Here is an 11,887-nt window from a genome sequence, read left to right as displayed (position 1 = left end):
CCCCCCCCCCCCCCCCCCCCCCCCCCCCCCCCCCCCCCCCCCTTTTTCCAAGCAGAAGACGGCATCCTAGATGTAGCTCCGTCTCGTGGGCTCGGAGATGTGTATAAGAGACAGGTTCGTGACCGTCCGCCACCGTGCCTACGCCTTCACCTACTTTCGGTGGAAGGAGGTCGGACCGGACGTCCGGCGTCAGGCCCGGAGGCTCGACGCCGGACGCATCGGGTCACGGGTTGGTGACACCTGCGGCGGCGTAGTCGTAGTACGAGTAGCCGTCGTTGACGAAGATGTTCGACACGGTGTCGGGCCGGAAGAGCAGCGCCTTGTTCCAGATGCCCGGGATGACCTCGGCGTTCTCCATGACGACCTTGTCGATCTGGCCCCAGATGGCCTCACGCTTGGTCGTGTCGTTCTCCGACAGCGCCTGGTCCATGAGCTTGTCGACCTCCGGCAGCTTGATCCCGAGGTTGGTGTTGCCCGCGGGACGGATGACGCGGCTGTCGACAATCTGCTGGAGGAAGCCGAAGCCGTCCGGCCAGTCGGCGCCCCAGCTCATCACCATGAGGCCGAGGTTGTTGGCCTTGGCGAAGTCCGGCTTGCCGGCGTACAGCTTGAAGTAGTCACCGGCCGGGTAGGCCTTGAGGGTCAGCTTGATGCCGATCTTGGCGAGCGCCTGCTGCAGCGACTCGGCCGTGGCCTTCTCCTTCGGGCGCTCGGGCCGGTAGGAGATGTTGGTCTCGAAGCCGTTGGGCTGGCCGCACTTGGCGAGGGCCGCCTTCGCGGAGTCGACGTCGCCCTGCGGCTTCGACTTCGCGTTGTAGAGGTCCTGCTCCTGGAAGCCGGGGACGACGGGAGGCAGCAGGCCGGTGGCGATGTCGGCACCGATGTTGCCGCCGTAGGCGCGCTGGTAGCCCGTCTTGTCGTAGGCGAAGATGACGGCCTTGCGGCAGTCGATGTTGTTGAACGGCGCGACGTCGCTGTTGATCTGCGTGTAGCTCGTGCGCGCGCTCACGACGTCGTCCGTCTTGGCCTTGAGCGTCGGGTCGGCCAGGATCTTGCCCTGTGCCTGGGCCTGGACGCCCGTTCCGGCGAGGTCGATGTCGAGGTCACCGGCGATGAGGCGGTTGTCGAGGTCGGCGGCGTTGACGCCGATCTCGACGGTGATCTTGTCCGGCAGCGCCTTGCGGCCGGTGTCCGGGTCGCTCTTCGGGTCGTACGCGTCGTTGCGGACCAGCTCGATGCGCTTGCCGGTCTGGTACACCGAGAACTTGTACGGACCGGACGCGATGACGTGCTCCTTGTACTTCGAGCCGGTGTCCTTGGCCTGCGGCACGGGTGCGGTGGCGGGCAGCTGCGCGAAGTAGTCGAAGCCGGCGAACGGCTTGTTGAGGTGGAAGACGATCGTCTTGTCGTCCGGTGTCTCGATGGACTTCAGGTCGTCGAGGTTCTTGTCCTTGTAGACCGAGTAGCCCGCGGGGATGTCGGCGAGGAAGTCGTTGAAGTACGTCGGCCCGTTCGGGAACGTGTTCTTGTCGAGCTGGCGGGCGACGCCGTACTTGATGTCCTTGCTCGTGATCGGTGTGCCGTCCTCGAACTTGATGCCGTCGCGCAGCGTGTACGTCCACGTCTTGTTGTCCGCGCTCGGCTTGCCGAGGCCGGTGGCGAGGTCACCGACGAGCTGGTTGCCCTGCTGGCCCGGCGCCGCCTTGAAGGAGACGAGCGTGCGGGCGTAGTTGCGCAGGAAGTCCCACGAGAGCCCGTAGTAGGTGTCGCCCGTGTCGACCGAGTCCCAGTCGCTCGAGATGCCGAAGCGCAGGGTGCCGCCCTTCTTGTCCGACGGCCGGACGATCGCCTTCAGCGCCGCGTCGGCGGCCGTGGCCGCACCTGCGCCTGCACCGCCGCCGCCGCCGCTGGGGGAGGTGCCCGGGGTCTGGCTGCCGGCGCAGGCAGAAAGACCCAGGGCGAGGGCGGCCGCGGTCGCGACCACCATCACGCGTGTGTTCTTCATGAGTGGATGCGCTCCTTCTTTTGCGGGATGCGGGTGCGGTGGTTACCGCGACCGCGGGTCGAGGGCGTCACGAAGGCCGTCCCCGAAGAGGTTGAAGGCCAGGACCGTCACGAAGATGGCCAGGCCCGGCCAGACCATGAACCAGGGGTCGATCTGGTACCACTGCGCGGCGTCGGAGAGCATGCCTCCCCAGGTGGCCCGGGGGGCCTGGACGCCGACACCGAGGAACGACAGACCCGCCTCGAAGAGGATGTTGCTCGGGATGAGCAACGTCGCGTAGACGAGGATCGGCGCGATGAGGTTGGGCAGCACCTCCATGGCGAGGATGTGCGGCGTGCGGGCGCCGAGGCTGCGCGCCGCGTCGACGAACTCGCGCTCACGCAGTGACAGCGTCTGCCCGCGCACGATGCGCCCGATGTACGGCCAGTTGAAGAAACCGATGATGAAGACGATGACGGCGATGCGCAGGGCGTCGCCCCTGAGCCCGAACGCCTGGTCGGGCACGACGCCGGCGAGGGCGATGGCGAAGACGAGCAGCGGGAAGGCGAGGAAGATGTCCATCGCCCGGCTGATCAGGGTGTCGACGGCGCCGCCGAAGTAGCCGGCGATGACGCCGAGGGCGGTGCCGATGACCACCGAGAGCATCGTGGCGAGGAACGCGATGAGCAGGGAGATCTGCGAGCCGTAGATGATCCGGCTGAAGATGTCGCGGCCGTTGACCGGCTCGACGCCGAAGAGGAAGTCCTTCGACATGCCGCCGAAGGGCGCCGTGGGGATCTGCAGGTTGGCGTCGACGAGCTCCTGGTGGAACTCGTTCGGCGGGTGCCCGAGCGCGCCGACGATGAGCGGGGCGCAGATGGCGACGACGATGAGGAACAGCACGAAGACGCCGCCGCCGAGGGCCACCTTGTCGCGCTTGAGACGGGCCCAGGCGATCTGCCCGAGCGAGCGACCCTCGATCCTGCGCTCTCCCTGCAGCACCGCCTCCGGTTCCGCCGACGTTGCGCCGGGTTCGACCTCAAGGGGTGTGCTCACGGGCTGTACCTCCGGATCGTGACTGTGCGAGGAGGGCGAGCTCGCCCTCCGGACTGCGAAGCGACCGCCACCCTAGGCCCCCCATGACCGTCCGCAACATCTTTCAGCCGCGAAACACCGGCGGCAACCGACGTGGCCGAATCGTGACAGGGCGGAGATCTTCCGGCGATGTGGTCCTCCGGGGGGAAGGATTCCACAGCGGGCCGCTTCGCCCGGGGTGCGGGCCCCGCCGCCCCACGGCGTCGGGTGGCTCTTCAGGCGTCGGTCTCGTCGTCGAAGCGCCCGAGCACGCGCTCGAGGAGGTCCTCCATCGTGACGATGCCGACCGGCGCCCGCGCTCCCTCGACGAGCGCGAGCTGGGCCCGCTCGGCCCGCAGCACCGACAGCGCATCGAGGAGGGACAGGCCCGAGGCGACTCGCAGGACGGGCGTCGTCACCGTCGTCACCGGCGCGCCCGGGTCGGCTCGCACGACGTCGCGCACGTGGGCGACGCCCACCGGCCGGCCCTCGTCGGTGACGACGAGCCGGGACCGGCCCGACTCGCGCGAGAGGGCCTCCGCCGCGGCACAGGACGCCGACGAGGGCACCCCGACCACGCGCTCGAGCGGCACCAGGGCCTCGGTGAGCGGTGTCGTGTCGAGCGCGATGGCGCCGGACAGGACGCGGTGCTCCGGTTCGGCGAGCTGGCCGTGCTCGTGCGCGCTGGCGAGGAGCAGCTGCAGCTCCTTCGGGCCGTGCACCTGCGCCAGCTCGTCGACCGGCTGCACGCGCACCAGACGCAGGCAGCCGTTCGCCAGGGTGTTGAGGAGGCGGAGAGCCGGACGCACGACCCAGGTGAAACCGCGGAACGGCAGCGCGAGGACCACGGCGGACCGTTCGGGGTGCGCGATGGCCCATGACTTGGGCGCCATCTCGCCGACGACCATGTGGAGGAACACGACGACACCGACGGCCAGCACGACGGCGACCGGGTAGGCGACCGCGTCGGGCAGGCGCAGGAACGACAGCACCGGCTCGAGCAGGTCGGCCACGGCCGGCTTGGCCAGCGAGCCGAGTCCGAGGGTGCACAGGGTGATGCCGAGCTGGGCGCCGGCGAGCATGAGCGAGAGCTCGCGCGAGCCCCGGAGGGCCGAGCGGGCCGCGGCGCCGCCCTTCTCGGCACGCTCCTCGAGGCGGTGCCGCTTGCTGGCGACGAGGGCGAACTCGGCGGCGACGAAGAAGGCGTTGAGGACGAGCAGGAGCACGGAGACGAGCAGGGCGGTCGTCACCGGTCCGCCTCCGCCCGTCCGGAGGCCCCCGTGGGGTCGGCCTCGCCGGTCTCGCCGGGCTCGCCGGGCTCGCCGGGCTCGGCGGTCTCGGTGTCCCGGTCGAGGGACTCGAGGTCGGACATGAGGTCGAGCACCTCGACGCGGACCGACGAGGGGACGTGGCGCTCGACGGCCCCGACGGTGACGCGCACCGAGACGGGCAGCCGGCGCGGCTCCGGGTCGCGGGCCCGGTCGGCGTCGGAGTCCGCGTGCGTGTCCCCGTTGCTGTCCGTGTCCCTGTCGGCGACGGTGCCCGGGCCCGTCCCGGCGTCCGTCCCGGGGTCGGTCCAGAGGCCGCTGGCGGGGCGGCGCCGGTCGCCGGTCTCGAGTCTCGCCTCGACGACGACGGTGTCGCCGGCGACGGCGGTACGTCCGAGGTGCTCGAGGACGAGCCCGCTCACCGTCGAGTGCGTGTCGCCGCTCTCGAGCCGGAGCCCGGTGGCGGTGTCGAGCTCGTCGAGGCGCAGGTGGCCCGGCACGAGCCAGGCGTCGGCGTCGGCGTCGACGATGCCGGCCGGTGTCGCATCGTCCTCGTCGAGGATCTCGCCGACGACCTCCTCGGCGACGTCCTCGAAGGTGACGATGCCGGCGAAGCCGCCGTGCTCGTCGACGACGACGGCCAGCTGCCGGTGGTCGGCGCGGATCTGCTCGAGGACGCGGGGCAGGGGAGCGCTCGTCGGCACCACGGTCGGCTCGGCGGCGACGGACGCCACGGTCGTCGTCGCCCGCTCCTGCCGGTCGACGGCGAGCACCTCGGCGATGCCCGCGACGCCGACGATGTCGTCACCGTCGCGGCCGGTGACCGGGAACCGCGACCAGCCGGTGTCGAGCAGCTCGACGACCCGGGAGACCGGGTCGGTGGCCCGGACGGTCGTGACGCGCACGCGCGGCGTCATGACGTCACCGGCGTCCAGCTCGCGGAAGCGCAACCCGCCCTCGAGGACGTCGGACAGGTCGTCGTCGAGCAGGCCGCCCGCGTGCGACGCGTCGATGATGCGGCTGAGGTCCTCGGCGGTCGCCCCGTGCTCGAGCTCGTCGACAGGCTCGATGCCGACCCGGCGCAGCAGCGACGTCGAGGCGCGGTCGAAGAGCCGGACGACCGGGCCGGCCACCGTGAGGTAGGCGAGGGTGGTGCGGCTCAGGGCCCGCGCCAGGGGCACGGTGCGCGCGATGGCGAGGTTCTTCGGCGCGAGCTCCCCGAACACCATCTGGACGACGGTGGAGAAGACGAGCACCGCGGTGACGGACAGGGACAGGCGGGTCGCGTACGACATCGACGGGTCGAGCAGGTCGGCCAGGCCCGCGCCGACCAGTGGTTCGGAGACGTAGCCGACGAGCAGCGCCGTGACGGTGATCCCGAACTGCGCCGCGGAGAGGGTGAACGACAGCTGCGACGTGACCCGCAGGGCGCGCCGGGCCGCGTCGTCGCCAGCCTCGGCGAGCTCGCGCAGGGCCGTCCGGTCGACGGCGACGTAGGCGAACTCCTGGGCGACGAAGTAGCCGGTGGCCGTGGTGAGGGCGAGGATCAGCAGGACGCCGAGGGCGATGCCGAGGACGGTGCTCATGCGACCACCACCCCGGTGAGCGGGTGGTGGGACGGGGGCGGCCGGACTGCGTCCGGCGAGGGACTATGGCCCTCCTGGGAGCCGTCGCGGGACCCGCGCGACTCGTGCCTGGCGTGTGGTCGCATGGGTGCGATCCTAGGCGAGCGCCGCACCCGGGGTGCGGTCCCGGCCGTCCCGTGACCCGCCCGTCGATGGTAGCGCGGGCCCGTGCCGGCGCCTACTCCGTCGCCGACCCGGCCGACCCTGACGACTCTGCCGAGGCGCCGAGGCGGGCGGCCGCTTGGGAGATCTGGTGCGCCAGCTCGACGTCGAGCTGGGTCAGGCCCCCCTCGGAGTGCGTCGAGAGGGCGAAGCGCACCGTCGTCCAGCGGACGTCGATGTCGGGGTGGTGGTCCATCGACTCCGCGTCGGCGGCTACCTCGTCGACGAGGCGGATGCCGGTCGGGAAGTCGGGGGCCGTGAAGGAGGCCCTGATGGTGTCGCCGTCACGGGCCCAGTCCGGCAGGTCGCCGAGCTGGCGCGTGACCTCGTCGTCGTCGAGTCGTCGTGCCATCACCCCAGTAAACCGTGCTGTGGCACTATCGACGACGCCATGTGCCCGCCCGTCCCTGCCCGCGCCCTCGTCGTCGGCGCCGCCATCGTCGACGACCTCGCGCGCCCGACCCGCCTGCTGTCGGCGCGGCGTACCGAGCCCTCGGTGCTGGCCGGTGGCTGGGAGCTGCCCGGTGGCAAGGTGGAACCGGGGGAGGACGCGCTCGCGGCGCTGCACCGCGAGGTGCGGGAGGAGCTCGGCATCACGGTCCGCGTCGGCGTGCAGGTGCCCGGTCCGCTCCCCGGAGCCACGTGGCCTCTCGGCGACAGGTACGAGATGCTGGTGTGGCTGGCCGAGGTGATCGAGGGCGACCCGTCGCCCCTCGAGGACCATGACGAGCTCCGGTGGCTCGAGGTCGACGACCTGCAGGGCGTCGCCTGGCTGCCGGCCGACCTGCCCATCGTCGAGCGGATCGAGACCCTGGTGCGTGCGGGCTGACGGCCCGGACCGCCGTCGGATGCCGGACCGTGCCCGGCCCGGCCGCGCCCCGCGTGGTCGGAACCACTGCCCAACCCCTGAGAGACTGTCCCCCATGCCCCTGAAGACTCGTGCGGACATCCGCAACGTCGCCATCGTCGCCCACGTCGACCACGGCAAGACCACGCTCGTCGACAAGATGCTCTGGCAGGCCGGCGCGTTCGGCGAGCACCAGCACGTCGACGAGCGCGCGATGGACTCCGGTGACCTCGAGCGCGAGAAGGGCATCACGATCCTCGCGAAGAACACCGCGATCCACTACACGGGCAAGGCGGCCACCGACCGGGGTCTGGCCGACGGCGTCACGATCAACATCATCGACACCCCGGGTCACGCCGACTTCGGCGGTGAGGTCGAACGCGGGCTGTCGATGGTCGACGGCGTCGTGCTCCTCGTCGACGCGTCGGAGGGCCCGCTGCCGCAGACGCGGTTCGTGCTGCGCAAGGCGCTCGCGGCCAAGATGCCGGTCATCCTCTGCATCAACAAGGTCGACCGCCCCGACTCGCGCATCGCCGAGGTCGTCGACGAGGCCTACGAGCTCTTCCTCGACCTCGACGCCACCGAGGAGCAGATCGACTTCCCCATCGTCTACGCCTCGGCCAAGGCCGGCCGTGCCTCCCTCGAGCGCCCCGCCGACGGCGCGCTGCCCGAGGCCGACGACCTCGAGGCGCTCTTCGCCACGATCCTCGAGACGATCCCCGCGCCGACGTACGACGACGAGGCGCCGCTGCAGGCGCACGTCACCAACCTCGACGCGTCGAACTTCCTGGGCCGCCTCGCGCTGCTGCGGGTGCACAACGGCACGATCACCAAGGGCCAGCAGGTCATGTGGTGCCGCCACGACGGTTCGCAGCAGCGCGTCAAGATCACCGAGCTGCTCATGACCGAGGCCCTCGAGCGCAAGCCCGCCGAGAGCGCCGGCCCCGGCGACATCATCGCCGTCGCGGGCATCCCCGACATCACCATCGGCGAGACCCTCGCCGACGCCGAGAACCCGGTGCCGCTGCCACTCATCACGGTCGACGAGCCGGCGATCTCGATGACGATCGGCACGAACACCAGCCCGCTCGTGGGTCGCGGCCCGACGAAGGGCACCAAGGTCACGGCGCGCATGGTCAAGGACCGCCTCGACAAGGAGCTCGTCGGCAACGTGTCGCTGCGCATCCTGCCGACCGAGCGTCCCGACGCGTGGGAGGTCCAGGGCCGTGGCGAGCTCGCGCTCGCCATCCTCGTCGAGCAGATGCGGCGCGAGGGCTACGAGCTGACCGTCGGCAAGCCGCAGGTCGTCACCCGCGAGGTCGACGGCAAGCTGCACGAGCCGGTCGAGCGCCTCACCATCGACACGCCCGAGGAGTTCCTCGGCCCGATCACCCAGATCCTCGCCGCCCGCAAGGGGCGCATGGAGCAGATGACCAACCACGGCACCGGCTGGATCCGCATGGAGTTCCTCGTGCCGAGCCGTGGCCTCATCGGCTTCCGCACCGAGTTCCTCACCGAGACGCGCGGCACGGGCATCGCCCACCACGTCTTCGAGGACTACGAGCCGTGGTTCGGCACCATCACGACGCGCACGAGCGGCTCACTCGTCGCCGACCGTGCCGGCGCCGTCACCTCGTACGCGATGGTCAACCTCCAGGAGCGCGGCGTCCTCTTCACCGAGCCGACGACCGACGTCTACGAGGGCATGATCGTCGGCGAGAACTCCCGGGCCGACGACATGGACGTCAACATCACCAAGGAGAAGAAGCTGACCAACGTCCGCGCCTCCTCCGCCGACAACTTCGAGAAGATCGTGCCCCCGCGCAAGCTCAGCCTCGAGCAGAGCCTCGAGTTCTGCCGCGAGGACGAGTGCGTCGAGGTCACACCGGACGCCGTGCGCATCCGCAAGGTCGTCCTCGATGCCAACGAGCGAGCGCGCACGGCGTCCAGGGCCCGGGCGGCGGCACGCGCCGAGGGTTGATCCGCCGTGGCGGGCGTGGTGCGTGCGCTGCGTGGCTCGGCGCGGCTCGGCCGGTCCCTCGGGGCCGGCCTCGCCGCGGTCCTGCTCGCGTCCGCGGCGGCCGGGTGCACCGGCACGGGTGATGCCGGCGCGGCCACCGACGTCGTCCGGCCGGCGACGTCGACGGGCAGCGTCGGGAGTGACGCGGCCCCGCAGCCGGGCGGAACGCTCGAGGTGCTCGTGGCCGGCCAGGTCGCGACGTGGGACCCGCAGCTGATGTACGTCGGGCCCGAGGCGTTCTTCGCCCAGCGCGTCTTCGCCCGCGGCCTGACCGCCTACGGCACGGGCGCGCACCAGCGCGACGTCGTCGCCGACCTCGCCACCGACACCGGCACCGCCAAGGACGGCGGGCGGACGTGGACGTTCACCCTGCGCGAGGGGCTCACGTGGCAGGACGGCTCGCCGATCACGTGCGACGACGTCCGCCACGGCATCGCGCGCACCTTCGACCGGCGCACCCACGTCGCCGGCACCAACTACGCCAGCTTCCTGCTCGACATCCCGACGAAGGTCACCGCCGAGGGGCTCGAGAAGCCGGTCTACCAGGGCCCGGACGACACGGCGCACCAGCCGGACTTCGACCGGGCCGTGGCCTGCTCGGGACGCACCATCACCTTCCACCTGCGCGACGCCGAGCCGGACTTCCCGTACGTCGTGGCGCTGCCCGAGTTCGCCCCTCGCAAGGCCTCGAGCGACCGCAAGGACGACAAGACCTCCTACGACGTCATGTCGAGCGGCCCCTACCGGCTGGAGAAGCCGTGGAAGGCCGACGAGGGTGGCACGTTCGTGCGCAACGCGAACTGGGACCCCCGCACCGACCCCGTCCGCCGGGCCTACCCCGACCGCATCGAGGTGACGACGGGGCTCGGTGAGGCCGCAGTCATCCAGCGCCTGCTCAACCAGCGTGACGACGACGCGTACGCGGTCTCGTGGGTGCAGGCCAGCCCGACGCTGCGCAACCAGGCCGGCACCGACCTGCAGGCCCGCCTCACCTTCCCCTACACCGGCAACGTCGACTACCTGGCGCTCAACATGCGCAGCCCCGTCATGTCGAACCCCGCTGTGCGCAAGGCGTTCGCGCTCGCGACCAACCGAGCCACGTACGTCACCGCCAACGGGGGCGAGGGGGCCGGCACCCCGACGTGGTCCATCCTGTCACCGGCCGTCGACCCCTCCACGGTCGAGGTGCCGAGCGGCGCCAAGGTCGACGGCGACCCGGAGCAGGCGCGCCGCGTGCTCCAGCAGGCGGGCGTCAGGACGCCGGTGCGGGTGCGCGTCGTCTACGCGCGTTCGGTCCTCGGCGACAAGGCCTACGCGGCCCTCGCGGCCGGCTGGGAGCGGGCCGGCTTCGAGGTCGAGCTGACCGGCGTCGCCCCCGAGGAGTACTACGAGACGATCGAGCGCAAGACGGCGGGCGCGTCCTTCGACGTGTTCCGCGGGGTCTGGACGCCCGACTGGCCGTCGGCCTCCGGGGTCCTGCCGGCCCTCTTCGACTCGCGGATCAACATCGACTCCACCGGTCCCGGACAGGACGTCGGCTACGTCGACGACAAGACCGTCAACGGGCTCATCGACCAGGCCGAGGCCACGCCCGACCCCGAGCAGCGCGCGAAGGTGTGGCTGCAGGCCGACACCGCGCTGCGTGACGCCGGCGGCTACGTCGCGCTCTCGGCGACCAAGGCGTTGTACCTGCACGGCGCCGGCGTCGTGCACTACGAGGACCACGCCGTCGGCGGCATCGTCGACCTCGCGACCGTCTCCCTGCACTGACCGTCCCCGCACCCGCCCGACCGGCAGGAGGCCCCGTGGCCCGTCTCGTGTTCGTCCACGCCCATCCCGACGACGAGTCGCTGACGTGCGGCGTGACGATGGCCCACCACGTCGCGCGGGGCGACGAGGTGCACGTGCTGACGTGCACGCTGGGGGAGGAGGGCGAGGTCATCCCGCCCGGCCTCGCCCACCTCGAGGGGCATCCGGACGACGCCCTCGGCCCGCACCGCCACGCCGAGCTGGCCGAGGCCTTGCGACGCCTCGGCGCCACGATGCACGTGCTCGGCGCCGACCCCGCCGCCGGGCGGCTGTCCCGGTACCGCGACTCCGGCATGGCGGGCTCGCCGGCGGCAGCCCGCCCCGACGCGTTCGCCGGCGTCGACCTCGAGGAGGCCGCGGCGCTCGTGGCCGGAGTGCTCCGCGACGTGCGCCCCGACGTCGTCGTCACCTACGACGCGCACGGCGGCTACGGCCACCCCGACCACGTCCGGACGCACGACGCGACCCGGCGCGCGCTGCGCCTGCTCGAGGCCTCGGAGCGGCCCGACCGCGCCTTCGAGATCCTCACGCCGGTGTCGTGGGCCCGCGCCGACCGCGCCTGGCTGCACGCCGCCGACCCCGCCTGCCTGGCCCGCCCCGACGGGCTGCCGCCGCTCGTCCTGCCCGCCGCCGACGACCCGTTCCCGCCGTCGGTCGTGCCCGACGAGCGCGTGACGCACGTCGTCGAGGACGCCGCAGCCAGGGCGGTGAAGAACCAGGCGCTGCGCGCGCACGCCACGCAGGTCATCGTGGCCAGCGAGGACGTGCACGCGCTGTCCAACCTCATGGCCGCCCGGACATCGACTCGGGAGGGCTTCCGCCGCGTCGACCCCGTGACGTGGGAGACGATCGGGGGCGCCGTCCCCGCGTCGGAGGCGGGCCTGCTCGCCTGATCCCTCGCGCCGGCGTCAGGCACGACGGCACCGGCCCAGGGGCACCGGGCACAAGGGCACCGGGGGCCCGGGCCCCGGTGCCGTCACGGCCCGGCAACGACTCGGTCACGTCCGGGCCACACCGGTCCGCCTCGCCGGTGCCGGGCCCCGGGCGGGCTACCGTTCGAGCCACCACCAGCCGCACCCGAGGCCGTGCCCGCGCACG

At 71.9% G+C, this 11,887-nt stretch carries 9 protein-coding genes; 4 read left to right on the top strand and 5 right to left on the bottom strand.

What is annotated here, in order from left to right; translation table 11 throughout:
• Positions 1–223 precede the first annotated feature (223 nt).
• The 5 genes from ACR9ZK_RS08965 to ACR9ZK_RS08945 all read right to left on the bottom strand — a co-directional run bounded on the left by ACR9ZK_RS08965 (position 224) and on the right by ACR9ZK_RS08945 (position 6,465).
• A complete protein-coding gene (locus ACR9ZK_RS08965) occupies positions 224–2,005 on the bottom strand; it encodes an ABC transporter substrate-binding protein (protein ID WP_481341550.1) in 1,782 nt (593 codons plus the stop codon).
• A gap of 42 nt (positions 2,006–2,047) precedes the next feature.
• Positions 2,048–3,040 (bottom strand): ABC transporter permease, encoded by a 993-nt coding sequence (locus tag ACR9ZK_RS08960; RefSeq protein ID WP_481341549.1) that lies wholly within the window; start codon positions 3,038–3,040, stop codon positions 2,048–2,050.
• A gap of 254 nt (positions 3,041–3,294) precedes the next feature.
• Entirely contained in the window at positions 3,295–4,308 is a 1,014-nt protein-coding gene (locus tag ACR9ZK_RS08955) for a hemolysin family protein (protein WP_481341548.1), read from the bottom strand.
• Positions 4,305–5,912, bottom strand: coding sequence for a hemolysin family protein (locus ACR9ZK_RS08950; RefSeq protein WP_481341547.1), 1,608 nt, complete (start codon positions 5,910–5,912; stop codon positions 4,305–4,307). Before ACR9ZK_RS08950 ends, ACR9ZK_RS08955 begins: the two co-directional genes overlap by 4 nt.
• 217 nt (positions 5,913–6,129) lie before the next feature.
• The gene (locus tag ACR9ZK_RS08945; RefSeq protein ID WP_481341546.1) at positions 6,130–6,465 is read right to left on the bottom strand and encodes a 4a-hydroxytetrahydrobiopterin dehydratase; all 336 of its coding nucleotides are present in this window, start codon (positions 6,463–6,465) and stop codon (positions 6,130–6,132) included.
• 39 nt (positions 6,466–6,504) lie between these two features.
• Here ACR9ZK_RS08945 and ACR9ZK_RS08940 point away from each other — a divergent pair, with 39 nt between their 5' ends.
• From ACR9ZK_RS08940 to mshB, 4 genes are all read left to right on the top strand, one after another.
• Complete coding sequence (locus ACR9ZK_RS08940; protein WP_481341545.1) at positions 6,505–6,942, top strand: (deoxy)nucleoside triphosphate pyrophosphohydrolase; 438 nt, start codon at positions 6,505–6,507, stop codon at positions 6,940–6,942.
• A 94-nt stretch (positions 6,943–7,036) separates the two neighbouring features.
• Positions 7,037–8,941: a translational GTPase TypA gene (typA, locus tag ACR9ZK_RS08935; RefSeq protein WP_481341544.1), complete on the top strand. Its 1,905-nt coding sequence runs from the start codon at positions 7,037–7,039 to the stop codon at positions 8,939–8,941.
• A 6-nt stretch (positions 8,942–8,947) separates the two neighbouring features.
• Entirely contained in the window at positions 8,948–10,750 is a 1,803-nt protein-coding gene (locus tag ACR9ZK_RS08930; protein WP_481341543.1) for an ABC transporter substrate-binding protein, read from the top strand.
• 35 nt (positions 10,751–10,785) lie between these two features.
• Positions 10,786–11,682 carry an N-acetyl-1-D-myo-inositol-2-amino-2-deoxy-alpha-D-glucopyranoside deacetylase gene (gene mshB / locus ACR9ZK_RS08925; protein WP_481341542.1) on the top strand — a complete coding sequence of 299 codons (897 nt, stop codon included), beginning with the start codon at positions 10,786–10,788 and terminating at the stop codon, positions 11,680–11,682.
• Positions 11,683–11,887: the final 205 nt, after the last annotated feature.

The organism is Monashia sp. HAY1-5C (assembly GCF_056755255.1).
This window is presented reverse-complemented; position numbering and strand designations above follow the sequence as displayed.